Raw genomic sequence first — 16,901 nt, 5'->3', positions numbered from 1 at the left:
CGCATAGACTTTATCAGCACCCAGCGCATCGACAGCGATACATAAGGTTAACGCAGAATCAATACCGCCTGACAAGCCAACGATAATACCAGTAAAACCCGAAAGATTGACATAATCACGCAAACCGACGACCAACGCTTGGTACATCTCCGACTCGCGGCTTAATGACAATGGCGCTTTTGTCTGTGTATCGAATTTTGCGGTTTTTACGTCAAATGTCGTCAGCATAAGCTGATTCATAAAGCGCGACGCTTCATGAGCAACGCTGCCATCAGATTGAATGGCCATAGAGCCGCCGTCAAATACCAAATCATCTTGTCCGCCAACGGTATTAAGATAAATAATCGGCAAGTTGTTTTCGCGGCTACGTTTGGCAAGCATGGTTTTACGATTGTCTTGTTTTTCAATCTCAAACGGAGAGGCATTTAAGCAGGCCACAAGGTCAGCACCTTGTTTTTTAAGCTCGGCAATTGGACCTTTTTCCCACAAATCTTCGCAGATAAGCAGACCAATGGTGATGCCTTTATAGTCAAATAAGACTTGATTGCGACCTTTATCAAAATAACGGCGCTCATCAAAAACGCCATAATTTGGTAAGATTTGCTTATGGTAGAAGCCTTTTTGATGACCGTTATGTAAAATCGCTGCCGAGTTAAAGGTTCCATGATGATCGACATGCGGATAGCCCACAATCATCACGATATCATCGATATCACTCAAGCTAGACAGCGCGCTTTTGACACGGCCGGATAGGCTGGGACGTAGCAACAAATCTTGCGGAGGATAGCCTAGTAAAGCTAGCTCTGGGAAAATGATGACATCAGCGCCTTGCTCGCGGGCTTGTAGGGCAAGGGCGCGCATTTTTTCAGCATTGGCGGTGATATCGCCGACCAAAAAATGCGATTGCGCTAACGCAAAAGTGACGCTGTCTTGCGATTTAGAGCCTGTATTGGTCTCATTTGACGAATTAAGGTTGGGATTATCAGTATCTTTGGTGGTGTCTTTTGACATTGTTATTGTTCCTATTAATAGGTTGTGTAAATGTGGTAAATCCAGCTTGGTTTCAAATAAAACCAAAGCAAAATAAGTTATAAAAGTAATGCAAAATATAAGTCTTTATTCATGCACTCAAATCATGACTCTTGAATAGAAAGTCTATGCTGAGCGCGGCACTTGGATAGCCATTAATACAATGAATATCGGTATTACTAAAATATGCGGCGCTACTCTAAACGGTAGTGCTTAAAACCGTTTAGAATAGAGTGATAAATGAAGATTGTAAGAAATAATGTTAAAAACGCTAGGGCTGATTTTGCTATAAACCAGTAACAGCAAACCCGCTTAGTAGCATTTAAATGTGCAAATTAATCCCTTTAGTATAACATCAATTGTCTGCACAAATAGAACTGCACAGTGATTTAGCGCGCAAGTTATTACCGCAGAAGTCACTAACGAGCAGATAAATGAGTATTGTTTTATTGCAATAATTTTGTTTGAACATTTTTGACAGTACTTCTCAATATTCGGGTTTGTAGCGTGCAGCTAAATGTAAGTAAAGATTACAACATAGCCTTATTTATTTGGTAGGCTTTGAGGCATAATAAGCCGTTATTATGGTTGGGCTTGCTCTTCTAAATATAGAGAAATGGCAAGTTAAGAGTGATTTTATGAATCACAATTATTTTTATAGTTGAATACTGTTTTTATAACCAAATAACATGTTTATAACCGCACTCTATGGTACGGTAGCGCTATTATCAGACTTATTTTTCGCCATGATTTTGTCTGATTTATGAAGCAAATATCTCGCAAAGCTGACAACGTAGAATTTATAACGCAACACACTCGCTAAGGGATATAAATAATGGACGCGGTCTGTGATTTTTATCCACCTATTTATAAACGTTACAGCAGCGCCAAATTGGCTGTCTGCTGCCCGCTCTTGGTTTATACGCTATGATCGAAAACTGGACAAAAGAATTTATTATTCAGCGCTTATTGGCTATTACTTTGCTGGTGGTGCTGATTGTATTGTGTTTTCAAGTCGTACAGTTTTTTATTGTACCGGCACTATGGGCAGCGATTTTGGCGTACGTCACCTTTCCTATTTATAATTTTTTCCATCAGCGCGTTCGCTTTAGCTCAAACTTTAGCGCTGCCATTATGACGGTGAGCATCACATTGATGATTGGTGTGCCGCTCGTTGCTGGTATCTTTATCTTGCAGCAAGAAGCCTTAAGCCTGATTAGCAATTTAATTTATCGCATTAAGGTTGGCTATTTGGATGTGCCAGACTCTATCAAGGACTTACCCGTCATCGGACAGCAAGTTAAAGATGTGTTGTGGAGAATTAATAAAAACCCAGAAGGCACGCTAGAGGCTTTTCGTCTGTGGGTGCAGTCGCATCTATATTATGGCAAAGTCGCGTTCGATGTCGTTTTCAGTGGTCTTGCCAAAATGGGGATGGCGCTGATGACGCTGTTTTTCTTTTATCGCGATGGCACCAGTTTGGTACGTCAAATCCGCCAAGCCTTACGCAATATCATTGGCAATCGCATCGATGGTTATATTGACTCGGTCGGTACGACCACCCGCGCGGTAGTATACGGCATTGGCTTGACCGCATTGGCACAGGCTTTGCTCGCTGGTATTGGTTATTATTTTGCTGGTGCACCAAGTCCTATTCTACTGACCATTGTCACTTTTATTATCGCTTTAATCCCCTTTGGTACGCCATTTGTTTGGGGCGGGGTGTCTATTTGGTTATTAAGCCAAGGTCATACCGTAGAAGGGATTGGTTTGGCGCTTTGGGGCATACTGGTTATCAGCTGGGTTGATAATCTTATACGTCCTATTGTGATCAGTGGCGCGACCAAAATTCCTTTTATTATTATTTTCATCGGAGTACTGGGCGGTCTGACGGCGTTTGGTTTTGTCGGCTTATTTATCGGTCCTGTGGTATTGGCAATCGGCCTTGCGGTATGGCGTGAGTGGATATCGCAGCACAAGAATGATTTGTTTGCGCAGCACGAAGATATGCTCGCTGACGCTCAGCTGCAACCAAAAGTTAAGGTACAAAACAAAGACGAAAATATCGTTTCTACGGATTAGGGCGTGTGATTAATTTAAACAGCAATTTAAAAACTATTAAAACTAACCTATAAAAAATACACCTTGCTAATCCAGCAATCATTGATAATAAGCCTTTAGAGATAGGGATAATTAAAAATGCCACATGCTAGCACGTCACATAATGAAGCTATGCGTCCTCTAACTATCGTTGCTGATAGCAATATTGCTAGCCTTGATGAGTTTTTTAACGCGTCGACGCTTGGGCAAGATAATAAACGACTAGTGAATATTATTAGCGTTGCTGGCCGTGCTATCAATGCCCAGTTGCTCGCAGAGTGTCAGCCTGACGTACTGTTGATACGCTCGGTGACGCCAGTAGGCGAAGCGCTATTGGCAAACAATAATAGCGTTCAATTTGTTGGTTCGGCGACGATTGGAACCGACCATGTCGATCAAGCCTATTTGGCAGCGCGCAATATAACCTTCGCCAATGCCGCAGGCTGCAGTAAGCACTCGGTTGCGCAGTACGTATTGACCGCTATCTTAACTTTACGTCCACAATATTGGCAGCAATCGACGCCGCCCGTGACCTTGGGCATTATCGGACTGGGCAATATTGGTAGTACTCTCGCGCAATATGCCCATGATTTAGGCTGGCAAGTATTAGGTTACGATCCGCTACTGCCTGCATCGAACATCAATAACGCCAGCTTTGAGCAAGTATTGAGCCAAAGTCATGTAATTAGCTTGCATGTGCCGTTAACCGATAAAAAAGATCAGGCAAATCCTAATGGTAGCGACTATCCAACTCGTCATTTAATTGATAAAGAAGCATTGGCTGCGATGCCAGTAGATACTATGTTAATTAATAGCGCGCGTGGACCGGTCATTAATGCCGATGATTTGCAGGCAGATATTGCCCGTACTGGACGCCAAGTGGTACTCGATGTGTTTGAGCATGAGCCTGAGATAACGGAAAGTTTATTATCTAAACTTGCGATTGCCACAGCACATATTGCTGGCTATACCTTGGAGGGTAAGCTACGCGGTACACAAATGGTTTATGATGCGCTGTGTGAAAAATTAACAGCGGCCCCTGTGCAAACCATGCATAAATTATTGCCACTCAATATGTTTTTATGGTCTGAATTAAAGGCGCATCCAGATAGATTGGTGAAGTTTTATGACATCATGGCAGATGATGCGGCACTGCGAGATAAATTAACAGATGGACAAATAAGTGGCACTGATTTTGATCAATTGCGCCGTGACTATCATTTACGCCGCGAATGGCAGTTTTAAAAGACAGCCAGCTTTAAAGATTAAAACCTCATTTCAAAGCCTATTTTAATTATTTGATTTTTTATTCGAAAACTATAGTAGAGAGTAATGACCCAAGCAAATAACCTTTCCTCTAAACCCAGTTATGCGCCAACGATGACATTAGCGATGGCACAAAGGCGTGCGCAATTTATCAATGCTATTCGGCAGTTTTTTGCCACGCGCCATGTGCTTGAAGTACAGACGCCGTTACTCTCACAAGCGGGTAATACCGATACCTTTTTGCAGTCGGTAGCGGCGCAGGTCACGTATCAAGATAAACCTTGTACCTATTATCTGCATACGTCGCCTGAGTTTGCCATGAAGCGCCTACTTGCCAGCTGGCAGATGCCCCTTTATCAGATTTGTCCAGTATTTCGTGATAATGAGATAGGCGTGCGCCATAATATTGAATTTACCATGCTCGAGTGGTATCAGCCGAACTATAGCCTAGAGGATATGGGCGCTGAACTAGGCGAGCTATTGGAGGCGCTTTACGGTTATCCGATTGTGCTAAGTCATTACCGTTACGTCGATGCCTTTATGGATTTTGTGGGTATCCATCCGTTGACGGCGAGTCTTACCGCGCTACAAGCGGTGGCAGAAGACAAAGGTTTGACAGGATTTGATTTTAATAGTGCAGAAAATGGTGCCAGCAATAGTGAAGAAGATATTCGTCAAAGTTGGTTAGATTTATTGTTTAGTCATGCCGTCGAGCCAAATTTGGGGCACGATTTGCCGACATTGATTATAGAATATCCGCCTGCGACGGCAGCATTGGCGAAAACGGCTATCGATAAAGACGGTAATACAGTCGCCAAGCGCTTTGAGCTGTATATTAACGGTATTGAGATTGCCAATGCTTACGATGAGCTAGCAGACGGGCAGGCGTTAAGAGCGCGCTTTGAGCGAGATAATCAATTGCGCAAGCAGCATAATCTGCCACAAATGCCAATCGATGAGCATTTATTAGCAGCATCTGATGACTTAATACCTTGTAGCGGTATCGCCGTCGGTATTGATAGGTTGCTGATGGTCATCACAGGCGCTAGCAGCTTAGAGGAAGTGATTCCGTTTCCTAGCGGCTTGGCTTAGACTGGTCACTTGCTAGTAGATTTCGATTAGCGATAAATAAGTCAGAAAATCCATAAGAAAAAGCGCGTAAACCATGGCTTACGCGCTTTTTTATTTCTGTGATTTTTATTACGCTGTGAACCTGAGCATTATTCTTTACAGCTTTTACTTATTAGAGATTAGCCAGCGCTGCATCGATGGCGGTCTCACCATTATGCATGCTAAAGACTTTTTTAATCGTATTATCAGCATTAAGTACCGCTGCTAATGTCGTAGCCACATCTTCAATAGCGTTTTCGCCCGCATTGTCATCGTTAATAATGATTTTACCCGTACCAGCGCGTTCTTTTAGCGCACCTGCTTGCACGATGGTGTAATCAAGTGTGCTATTTTCAACCAACCACTGATCGGCGTAATGCTTACAGATATAGTATTCTTTTAAATCGGCAATACCAGGCTGATTCCATTTGCTAGTATCTAAAGAAAATACCGTGCTTAGCATGATATAGCGTTTGATACCTTTATCTTGAACCGCTTGCATTGTCTTGACCGCACCGTGTAAATCGACTTCTAAGACATCTTTCCCACCAGAACCAGCAACAAAATAAACCGCATCGATATCCGATTCAATTTGCTGTTGAATGGCGTCTTTCTCAGCAGTAATATCTAAATCTAACTGACTATAATTGTTATCGCTAAATAATTTTTCATCTTGACGGGTTGTGCCAATCACCTGATGGTTATCCGCTAATAGCTGTTTAACCAAATCTGTACCCACTCTACCGCTAGCGCCAATTACTAATATTTTCATTATCATTCCTATTGTTATATGAATTTTATATGAGTATCTTTACTTTAAGATTTATTATTTAGAATCTATTATCTAAAGAGCAGTTGTTCCAAACTCATTATCTTTAGAAGCTGCATATAGGATAACAATAATGATGAGCACACTTCGTTATGAAGCGTGCTGATTGCATAGTGTTTGGTTATGGAGTGTATAGGGTTTGCAAGAATGGACTTTGTGAAGGTTAATATTTAGAGAGATAAGAAATTTTTTCAGAAGTTTTAAAAGGTAAGGTTTTCAAATTGATAAGTAAGAGAAATGACCGCACCAATTAACGTACCAAGCGATTAAGACCATCGGCAAAGGCTTTTTTGTCGCGGTCGCCGTAAGGTTTCTGCCCGCTCATTTCTTGCAATTCAAGCACGCCTGTACCGCGCATGGTATCCATAAAGTCGCGCATATTGAGCTTTTGCTTGATATTGTTTTTATCATAGACCATACCGCGCGTAGTTAAAACCATACCGCCTTTATCCAAAATATCATTGGCCAAAGGAATATCGCTGGTAATGGCCAAATCATCGGCTTTATCAAACCCTGACGGCACCACGGTCATGACAAGCAGCGGTGATTTGCGCAATTTAATCGGCTGATTGGCGACAAATATTGCCATGGTTTGGGTACGTTCAGCCGTTTTGATGATTAAGTCTTTGGCAATCAGTGGCACCGAATCGGCATCTACCCAAATCTGCATTATTTCTCAGCCTTATCGGTCTTTAACAATGCCTCTGTTTGGCTACCTTTGACTTCATTTTCATTATCTTCTGAAGTACTGTTAGGTTTCGTATTGCTTGCTTCCTCTAGCGTACTTGTTTGCTTCTCGGTAATAGTAGGGGCCAGTTTTTTATCAAGCCCCACTTTATTTGGCAAGACGGCAACCAGTTTGGCTAGAGCAGGTTCTAAATCCGCCACGTCATTTGGCATCAAGGTAATATGCGCAATTTTGCGGTCTTCGCGCTCAGCCTTGTGGTAGCTATGATAATGGGCGCCATCGATATTGAGTACCGCGCTGATATCAGGATACTGACCCAACACGTTCAGCATAATCGCTGGATGAACGTTGTCGGTATCGCCCAAGGGCAGATTGACCACCGCGCGGATATGGTTTTCAAATTGACTGGTAATCGCGCCTTCGATACTCCAGTGTCCAGAGTTATGCACGCGCGGAGCAATCTCGTTGGCTAGCAGATAATCGTTACCGCGCGCATCTTTACTTACAAACAGCTCAAGCGCCATCACACCGACATAACCCAAGTGATTCATCACTGTGGTAATGGCATCGGTTGCTTGCTGAAATAAATGGCTGGTACCAACGGCAGGGGCGCGGGTTTTGGCTAAGATACCATGATGATGGTGGTTTTCGACCAAATCATAGCAGCGCACCTGACCATTTTGCGCGCGTACAGCAATGATAGACACTTCACGGCTGAAGTTAATAAAGCCCTCTGCAATTAATGGCGCAGGCGTTGGGGTTAATGAGCCTTTACCGCTAACCGCATCTTTTAGCTCATGCCAAGCAGTTTTAATATCGCTGTCTTCTTTAATGACAAACTGACCCTTACCATCATAACCGCCGCGGCTGGTTTTGAGCACGATCGGCAATCCTAGCTTGTCGCAAGCTTGCTTTAATTCGGCTTCAGAATTGACCGCCATAAATGGCACGGTGGCGATATCAAGTTCATTAAACATGCCTTTTTCTTTTAAGCGATCTTGAGCGATATCAAGGGCAAGCGGTGGCGGGAACATACCTTGTTTGCTGCCTGATTTTGATAGATGCGCTAACTGCTCAACAGTCGCCGTTGGCGTGTTTTCAAACTCTAAAGTAAAGACGTCAGCTGCGGCGATAAATGCTTCTAATTGCTCGCTAGGAAAAACTTTGCCGTATAGGCTGGCAGGGCAGTCGGCGTTGTCTTCTAAAAACACGCACTGATAGCCGAGCGGCAAGGCAGCTTGGGCGAGCATCATACCAAGCTGACCGCCGCCTAAAATACCGATGGTATGGATGGTTTGGGTAACAGGATAAGCATTGGCGGTAGTCATGGCAGGCTCTTTACATTTAAAATGAATAAGGGTTTTTAGTAAGGAATTAGCTAAAAATTAAGGTTAGAAATAGGAAAAGGTGCACCGTATGCACCTTATCTTTAGTAAAACTCATTTGGCTATAAATATCAAGTTTAGCGCATGGTAAGTATAAAATATTACTAGCAAGAGTATTGATAACAGCAACTTTTGCTAAAAGTTTGACTCATCTTGCTTACTTTATTGATTAATTAATAATACCAGGCGTTGGACTTGCAAGAATGGTTTCTGTTTGCGCTTGACGCATATTATCAAGCTTAGTAGCAAGCGATTCATCATGCAAGGCAAGCACCTGAATGGCAAGGAGGGCCGCGTTATAGGCACCAGCAGTACCAATGGCTAAGGTGCCAACAGCCACGCCCTTTGGCATTTGTACGATAGAGAGTAGGCTATCCCAACCGCTAAGCATTGATGATTTAACAGGCACACCAAACACAGGCAGCGGCGTTTGACTGGCACACATACCGGGCAGATGTGCCGCGCCGCCCGCTCCAGCGATAATCACCTGCAAGCCATTATTTTTCGCGCTTTTGGCATAGTCAAACAATCTATCTGGCGTACGATGGGCTGACACCACTTCACATTCAAAAGCAATATCAAAGTCAGCAAGCAACTGCGCCGCTGCACTCATGGTCGCCCAATCCGACTGCGAGCCCATGATAATGCCAACTTTTGGTTGACCAGCAGGGGAGGTAATAGGACCGTTTTGCTCAATAGCAGCGTTTTGTGTAGTAGGGTTCACAGTAGCGGAGGTGGTGCTCATGCTTTGATATCCTCAAAAAGACCATCATACAAAAGTTTTGCTGCCTTCGTAAAGCCAAGTTTGTCGTTTAATGTCAAAGCTGACCAAATAGCAGTTTTTTATGTCGCGGTTTTATAAATTTATAATGGACCTTCATCATGACGATATTGCACAAAGTTACTGGCTTTCAATGGTAATGGCTGCTCAGTATCAAGCTGATAACAGGTCATATAACCGCTATCTATGGCTGCTGAATAATCGGTGCAAACCACTTGATTGCTCAATGGTTCAGGATTGCCAGTAAGCCAATAATGCCCAATAAACACGGGTTTATGCGTTTTTAGCGCGAATTCAATGTTCTCTGCCATGGCATCGTTTGGAATCTGCGCCAAGCCCGATTTTGGCGCACGGGCGATTTCATGTATAGGCCGCTTATTTAGCTCGTCAAGCCACCAGCGCACGCGTACTTGTGAGCGCGCTGCCCCGTCTTTATCGACCATGACCAAACCCTTAGGCAACGCTGTTTCCACACCTTTTAACACACGCTCAAGCGCCTCATAGGCAGGGCTATGTTTTTGTGAGGTGGCAATGACCGCTTCAGGGGTCAAGCAGTTATCAGCAGTTAGTAAAGGTTTTAATACCTCCATGCTATCAACATCCCAGCAAGCGTGGACAAAACAAGCATAATCGGTCTCAAGCCAAAGCGGTATCTCATAAAAGCGCTGCAACCAGTATTGATGCGCTTCTGAGCCAAAGGGCACTTCGACTAAAAACGCTTCATGTTGGCGTACATGAACATCGCTATGCGAGCGTAAATAGCGCTCGGGCTGCTTTGGATCAAGCATCGCAAAAGCCAAAGCATTGTATTCATGATTGCCCATCACCGCATCGGCCACGCCCGCATCTAGCATCGCAAAAACAATTTCAAGAGTGGCAACCTGCTGCGAACCTCGGTCAATCAAGTCACCAATAAAGAGCGCCCGATGACCTGACGGCGGTACAAAGTGGCTGCCATTATGCACATAGCCCAACTGTTTTAGCAGCCCAACCAATTTGTCTGTATAACCGTGAATATCACCAATAATATCTATAATCATAATTATTTATTAAATTCTTAAATACTTTGTTAAATAAAAATTAGTGCAAAACATCAAACGTTATCAACTAGCAAATTTAAAACTAAAGATTCTAAAACTAACCGCTCTAAAGGCCAGGAGACAATAGCGCATTCAAAAAGTGCGGCAAGACGCGAGGTTCTAAAATAATTGTCGCAATCACTCCAAACGCGCCGCCCCACATATGCGCCATATGATTGATATTGGAGCCGCCGCGTTTATCGGCGTAAATACTATAAGCAACGTAAGCGACAGCAAAAACTATCGCTGGAATAGGAATAATGGCGAATAAGTAAATCTTTTCCCACGGTGCCAGTAAAATAAATGCAAATAGCACCGCCGAAACCCCACCTGAAGCACCAAGGCTTAAATAGCTAGCGCTTTTTTTGTTTTTAAGATAGCTTGGTACCATGGCAATCACGATAGCCAACACATAAAAAACCACAAAACCATAACCGAATAAAAATGGCTGATATAAGCCTTCGATAGCCCGGCCAAAAAAGTATAGGGTGAACATATTAAACAGCAAATGCATCGCATCGGCGTGAATAAAGCCGTGGGTCACAAAGCGATCCCATTGACCGTTATTCACCGCTGGCGGATAAAAGATCAGCCGATTAAATAGGGTTTTATTTTGCCACGCCAATAAACTGACAATAACCGTAATAATGATAATAAGCGTCGTGTGGTTGAACAAAGGAGAGTCCTTAGGCCGAGCCTGATAGGGGGCAGTGTTATAGAGCGTAGTGCTTAAAGACCAAATAAGTTGGATAAAAAATAACTAAATATGGATGCTGAAAATAGCTAAAGCTTACACCAACAGTAATAACAGTGATGCTAAGGCAAAAAACCAATAGACGACAAAATTATGCTTTAATAATCGTTTATATTGAATAATATAACAGCGTAACAGGCAACTAAGTAATGCTTCGTATACTGACCGTAACGTTTAACGACAGAATAAATATTTACCAAAAATAAATAATTAATCGGTGATATTTATCCAGTTTTACGCTTGTTGAAATTTTAAAAAAAGATTAAAAATAATAGGCAATTTATATGCCAGTATTAGCTTGTTAAGTACTGACTAAGTACCGACTAAGTGCTGACCTATTAAGCGCGCATTTTTATGGGCGTGCTACAGTCTACAGCGTATAAAACCGAAGTCAAAAAAGAATCGCTGTCCCATATCTTAAATCAACGCCGATAAAGGCTGGAACTTATGAATATCATCGACCAATTAGAGCAGATAGTAACCCCAGCCGTCTTAGGTAGCCAGATTAATAATGAACATGTTATTGATGGTCATCCTATCGATAACGGCAGCGTGTCTTATGTCAGCTTATTGGAGCAGTTTTATGCCATTTTGGCGGCGCGTTTGGCATTGCCGCAAATTTACTCGCAGTTATTGCGTGATGATGAGCCAATTGCTAATGAAAATATAGTAGAGACGCCATTATTTGAACAATTATGGCAAGCCCCAAGCGCGCGCCAAACCATTATCGAGGAGCTGGCAGCGACCCATCATATTGATAAGTTGACTACCAACAAGCTTATTATGAATGCTGCGCCACTGGCTTATCGTGAGCTTAAAGTCATGGCCAATGGGCAGTTTTTACCGGCGTTTTTACAAAGTGAGCAACCTTCACTGCGCCATTACCTGCCAATATGGGCAGCGCCACTTATTACCGTCGCACAAGATAACCCTGATGAATTGTTTGATTATCAAAACGCCATAGTCAATGCGGCGACAGAAACTGTTTTATTAAATAAAGATGCTACTGAAGCAAGCGTAGTAAGCCCTTCTGCAAACTTGATAAAACAACCAAACGTGGCAACAGAACTTGCTAGTGAAAGCTTTGATAACAGCCTAACTGCGAGCGCTATTCATGCCAATCCTGCTGAGCATTACTTAGCAGAAAACAGCAGTTTAAAGCGCGAAAAAGTACGGACGCGCAACCAACGTAATGACTTATTAATACGGGTGTTTTTACTATTTGCTACCATCGCAGCGATTGGATTGGTATGGGCATTTTTAATTAAGCCTAATGAAGTCCCGCCTATAGAGCCAGTGGCGACTGCACCTGCTGTGGTAGTGCCTGTCGCTGAGCCGCCCGCGCAGGTATTAACGCCCGCTACGCTTATCGTTGGCGTGGATAATAACGGTAATTTATACACTTGTAGCGCCTCCGTCGGTGACGCCGCGCTACAAAGCACCCTACAACAAGCGCTCAATAGCAGTTTTGGCGAGCAGGCAGGGATGTGTCAGTTTACGGTACAAGAAGGGGTGGCTAATAATATTGCCAATATGCCTATTGAAGCGCTACCCAATATCCTGACATTATTAAGAGCGACGCCGTTTGCCCGCTTACAATTGCAAAATGACCGTATGAGGATAGAAGCGCCAGATGGTATGCAGCTACAAAGATTGACCACTGATATCCGTACTTTGGCACCAGCAATAATGGTAGATAGTACCGCGCCGCTACCATTACCTAATAATGCAGAAAGCGGCATAGGCACTGATAATATGGCGATGAACGGTGCAAGCAATCAGTTTGCCCAAGATGGAAGCAGCATAAATGACCAGTACACTGGCACTAATAATATGAATAACAGTAATGCAAATAACAATAACGACTATCAAACTTCTGATGACGTTACCGGTGATAGCGTGACGCCTGCACCGGCACGCAATAATGATTTTAATAATCCGCCTAGAGCTAATGAGCCTAGAAGCAATGAACCTAGAGCTAACGAGCCTAGAAGCAATGACCGTCCTGCATCGACGCGGCCACCGGGACCTTTTTCAGAATCAGAAGTAGACGACATGGCCAATAGCGTTATCGTGGCGGAGCCTGCGCAAGTAAGATGATAGTTTAAAACGCCTAACAAATAATGAGCTAAAGGACGGTAGGATGAATCATTGACAATCCTCCTTTTTATTTTTGCTTAAAAAGATAGACAGTCATTTCCAGATATAATGGATATGTTAGTAATTTGTACTGTAAAGACTTCGCAGTTACGTGTCACAACTGAAACATTACTTAACGTAGCAATTGCACAACAGCCCATCGATTGTGAATACAACCTTAATACTTTTATAATGACAAAAGTTGAATATAGATAGTGCTGATATTTATTAAGCCGCTTTTTAATACCTAGTGTTTATTAAATGCTGATATAAATATTAATATTAAAAAATATCGTTATTAAGAAATATCAGTGCTATTAACTTTTTATTTTTTTGAGAATGCAGTTTAGTGCAAAACAATTATTCAAAATAACAATTATTGAGGAATGATATTATGGACATTATCAGTCACTTAACGCGGACAGTTAGCCCTGCAGTATTAGGCGATGATCGCAATCCCGCTAAGCAGAACTTACTTGAGCAATTTTATGCTATTTTTGCCGCACGCCTAGCGGATAATACGACTTATACGCGTTTTGCTAATGAAAATATCGCCCGTGATGACCAAGGGTTTTATGACCGCGTATGGACCGATGGCGCTCACCGCGATCAAATCGCCCGTGAGCTTGCAGGTAAACATAACGTTGATGCAACCGCAGCCCGTGGTTTGATTGCGATGGCCGCACCGTTGGCGTATCACGAAATCAAAAGCTTGGCCGGAACCACGCCCGTGCCACAGTTTTTGAATGACAATCTTGCCAGTTATCAGCACCATATTCCGGCATGGGCGAGCGCCGTTCTGCCTGCAGGTATGATTGCTGCACCAGCTGGTGCTCATGTGTCTGATACCGTCAGCACTGCACCTATTCGCCGTGAAGAGGAAGAAAAAGGCAGCTTTATGAAAGCGCTGCTACCGATTATCGGTTTGATTATCTTAGGCGCCTTGGCGTGGGCGCTACTTAGAGGTTGTCAAGACAATCCTGAGCCAGTCGGTACGCCAGTTGCCACTGAGCAGCAAGCGGCTAATGACGGACAAACAGTGGTTGCAGCCGATATAGAGCCGGCTTCACTGCGTATTGCGACTGGTGAAAATAGTGGACTATATGCCTGCCGTATGAACGTCGGTAACGAGACGCTACAAGGTAACGTGATGGACGCGTTGGCAGCGACATTTGGTGATGAAGCCAATAATTGCCGCGCCGATGTCGATGATAACTTCTCGATCGATATGCCAGCTGCCGCTCAGCTTTCTTCTATTTTACCAATCGTCAAAAATGTACCCAATGCCAGTATGCTTATTAAAGGAGACACCATTACGGTCAATGCACCAGATGCCGCAGCATTAGACAAATTGGTTGCTGATTTACAAGCCGCGGCACCAGCCATGACGGTACAAGCAGAAGGTCCGCTCGATGAACAAAGCGAGATTGATCGCAGTTTAGCAGCATCACAAGCGGCAATGCAGAACCTTGGTCAAGACCCAGATCCCCGTGATGTGGCACGCGCGCTGAGCCTGCAAGTCGTGAACTTTGAAGTAGATAAAGCCATTATTCCAGAAGCTAACAAGCCACTATTGGACAATGCTGTTCAGATTATGGAACAAGTGCCAGATATGAAGCTGATGATTATCGGTCATACTGATAAAACCGCCGATGCCGCTTATAATATGCAGCTGTCACAAGAGCGTGCGCAATCGATGAAAGATTATTTGGTCGCGCAAGGTGCGGATCCAAGTAAGCTTATGACCAAAGGTATGGGTGAGACAGATCCAATCGCTGATAACGCTACAGAGCAAGGTCGTTTCCGTAACCGCCGTATCGAGTTTGTGGTATATGATGAAACAGCAATGGCCAATGATGGCGTGGCGATTAGTAACGGTGCGCTCGATCCAGACTTAAATCCATTAGACAGTAATAATGATGATTTAATGCCTGACAGTGATGACCGTACAGGGAACAATTTACCTGCACCGAAGAGTTCGATACCGACATCGAATAGCAGACCAATTGACCCAGATTTAAACCCATTAGATCGCAATAACGATGATGTTTTACCAGATGGCGATGATGCCAGTCGTGGTACTGCCTTAGACCCAAAAGCCAGTAATTAATAAATGTTCTACTGACTTATAGTTGTCTATCGATAGCTAGTATTAATATTAAAAAGACCGCATCTTATGTTTAAGGTGCGGTTTTTTCTTGCATCAAGTAAAACTGGAATAAAGCTGCTTTGGTTACATGAATTATCTATAAGCGGTTGGGTCTTTTGACTCAGTAGGTGCTTTCGTTTGATTGGCAAAAAAGGTCTGTAAGATATTTTCCTTTGCTTGGTGCCAATAATCAAATTGCTGGCACGTTGATTCAAGGTCGCCCTGCCAAACAGGTATTTGTCCACGCATGGTTTTAACACGTTTTTGGTCTGGATAGGGTAGCTCTTGGGCGGCTTTGGCCGCTTCGTGAGCGGCAACGCGATCATTACAAACCAGAGCAATATCGCAGCCTGCTTCAATTGCTGCTTTGACGCGGGCGCTAACATCACCTGCTGCTTGTGCGCCTGCCATCGATAAATCGTCAGAAAATAAAACCCCATCAAAATTCAGCTGTTTGCGAATGATGTCTTTGAGCCAAATTTTTGAAAATCCAGCGGGTTTATTATCGACTTGTGAGAAAATCACATGCGCCGGCATTAAAGCATCAAGCCAAGGCAGTGTCTGCGTAAACGGCTGCATATCGCTATTGATAATCTCATCTAAACTACGTGTATCGACAGCCTCTGCCACATGCGAGTCAGGCGCGACGGCTCCATGACCGGGGAAGTGCTTACCGGTGGTTGCCATACCCGCCGCTTTCATACCGCGCATAAACTGGCTTGCTAAAGCGATAATGGCTTGCGGATTTTGATGAAAACTGCGATCGCCGATTACTTGGCTGATACCGCCTCTATCGAGCACCGGCGCAAAGCTCAAATCAATGCCGACCGCCAATACTTCTGCTGCCATCAAATAACCACAATCGTAAGCAAGGCTCAAGGCGCGGCTAGGGTCTTGGTCAAATAAATCGCCGAGCCTACCCATCGCCGGCAATGGCGTAAAACCCTGACGTAATCTGGCAACGCGGCCGCCTTCTTGATCGACGCCAATCAATAAATCGGCATTGTGCTGGCGGATATCGTCACACAAAGCTCGCACTTGCGCCGCATCTGCCACATTGCGGGCAAATAATATCACCCCACCTACTTGTGCTTGTTTGATTAAACTGACATCTTCAGCAGTCAGTGCGGTACTATCGATATCAATCATTAAAACGCCGTACATTGCGTAATCCTTATCAGGCTAGAGGGTGGTTTTCTCATTTGCACTATATTATAAGTCAAATCGAGACAGAGCTTAGAGATGAGAGGGTTTTTTCTTATGGATAATCTTTTTGTTGCGGACGGTTTGGCGCTACTCACTTTTACCTTATATTATGCCAGTGATTGCAAGATGCGCATAATGGCGGTTTGCTTGGCTTAAATAAATTAGGTTTAAATGATAATTTTAAACAAGATGATTCACACTTATAACCAAATGCACCAATGGATGCGCTACAACATAGCCAGACCGCGTGTAAGATTGTTTATACAGATTGAGACAGTGGCGTATTTATAGCTGTGCTAGTATTGATTGATTTTTAACCATAAAAATAATGCCTTACCCTAAGATAATTATCCCATATTTGCCTGCTTTTAATGCTAGCGTAACCT

The 16,901-nt window shown here is 43.5% G+C and carries 13 protein-coding genes; 5 read left to right on the top strand and 8 right to left on the bottom strand.

Going from position 1 to position 16,901, the window contains the following annotated elements:
* On the bottom strand, positions 1-1,011 hold a 1,011-nt coding region (locus tag V7D75_RS07545), incomplete at its 3' end, for a nitrilase-related carbon-nitrogen hydrolase (RefSeq protein ID WP_333614068.1).
* A gap of 945 nt (positions 1,012-1,956) precedes the next feature.
* Between V7D75_RS07545 and V7D75_RS07540 the strand changes: the two genes are divergently transcribed.
* The 3 genes from V7D75_RS07540 to epmA all read left to right on the top strand — a co-directional run bounded on the left by V7D75_RS07540 (position 1,957) and on the right by epmA (position 5,487).
* Positions 1,957-3,111, top strand: a complete 1,155-nt coding sequence (locus V7D75_RS07540) for an AI-2E family transporter (protein ID WP_333614067.1) — start codon at positions 1,957-1,959, stop codon at positions 3,109-3,111.
* A gap of 150 nt (positions 3,112-3,261) precedes the next feature.
* A complete protein-coding gene (locus V7D75_RS07535) occupies positions 3,262-4,374 on the top strand; it encodes a 4-phosphoerythronate dehydrogenase (protein WP_333614070.1) in 1,113 nt (370 codons plus the stop codon).
* A gap of 87 nt (positions 4,375-4,461) precedes the next feature.
* A complete protein-coding gene (epmA, locus tag V7D75_RS07530) occupies positions 4,462-5,487 on the top strand; it encodes an EF-P lysine aminoacylase EpmA (RefSeq protein WP_333614066.1) in 1,026 nt (341 codons plus the stop codon).
* A gap of 151 nt (positions 5,488-5,638) precedes the next feature.
* On the opposite strand, the gene V7D75_RS07525 is transcribed toward epmA, so the two are convergent.
* From V7D75_RS07525 to V7D75_RS07500, 6 genes are all read right to left on the bottom strand, one after another.
* Positions 5,639-6,277, bottom strand: a complete 639-nt coding sequence (locus tag V7D75_RS07525; RefSeq protein WP_333614065.1) for an NAD(P)H-binding protein — start codon at positions 6,275-6,277, stop codon at positions 5,639-5,641.
* Positions 6,278-6,584: 307 nt separating this feature from the next.
* Complete coding sequence (locus V7D75_RS07520) at positions 6,585-7,004, bottom strand: YaiI/YqxD family protein (RefSeq protein ID WP_333614064.1); 420 nt, start codon at positions 7,002-7,004, stop codon at positions 6,585-6,587.
* A complete protein-coding gene (locus V7D75_RS07515; RefSeq protein ID WP_333614063.1) occupies positions 7,004-8,350 on the bottom strand; it encodes a 5-(carboxyamino)imidazole ribonucleotide synthase in 1,347 nt (448 codons plus the stop codon). Before V7D75_RS07515 ends, V7D75_RS07520 begins: the two co-directional genes overlap by 1 nt.
* A 226-nt stretch (positions 8,351-8,576) precedes the next feature.
* The gene (purE, locus tag V7D75_RS07510; RefSeq protein WP_333614062.1) at positions 8,577-9,152 is read right to left on the bottom strand and encodes a 5-(carboxyamino)imidazole ribonucleotide mutase; all 576 of its coding nucleotides are present in this window, start codon (positions 9,150-9,152) and stop codon (positions 8,577-8,579) included.
* 119 nt (positions 9,153-9,271) lie between these two features.
* Entirely contained in the window at positions 9,272-10,228 is a 957-nt protein-coding gene (locus tag V7D75_RS07505; RefSeq protein WP_333614061.1) for a metallophosphoesterase, read from the bottom strand.
* 106 nt (positions 10,229-10,334) lie between these two features.
* Positions 10,335-10,943, bottom strand: a complete 609-nt coding sequence (locus tag V7D75_RS07500) for a rhomboid family intramembrane serine protease (protein WP_068406432.1) — start codon at positions 10,941-10,943, stop codon at positions 10,335-10,337.
* A gap of 525 nt (positions 10,944-11,468) precedes the next feature.
* Between V7D75_RS07500 and V7D75_RS07495 the strand changes: the two genes are divergently transcribed.
* Both V7D75_RS07495 and V7D75_RS07490 read left to right on the top strand, forming a co-directional pair.
* Entirely contained in the window at positions 11,469-13,121 is a 1,653-nt protein-coding gene (locus V7D75_RS07495; RefSeq protein ID WP_333614060.1) for a hypothetical protein, read from the top strand.
* A gap of 433 nt (positions 13,122-13,554) precedes the next feature.
* Positions 13,555-15,270 (top strand): OmpA family protein, encoded by a 1,716-nt coding sequence (locus V7D75_RS07490; protein WP_333614059.1) that lies wholly within the window; start codon positions 13,555-13,557, stop codon positions 15,268-15,270.
* Positions 15,271-15,402: 132 nt separating this feature from the next.
* Here V7D75_RS07490 and nagZ read toward each other — a convergent pair whose 3' ends face one another.
* Positions 15,403-16,473, bottom strand: coding sequence for a beta-N-acetylhexosaminidase (nagZ, locus tag V7D75_RS07485; RefSeq protein WP_333614058.1), 1,071 nt, complete (start codon positions 16,471-16,473; stop codon positions 15,403-15,405).
* Positions 16,474-16,901 lie beyond the last annotated feature (428 nt).

This window comes from Psychrobacter sp. (assembly GCF_036731945.1).
GTDB lineage: Bacteria > Pseudomonadota > Gammaproteobacteria > Pseudomonadales > Moraxellaceae > Psychrobacter.
The sequence above is the reverse complement of the archived record's forward strand: the minus strand, read 5'-3'. Positions and strand labels throughout refer to the sequence as shown.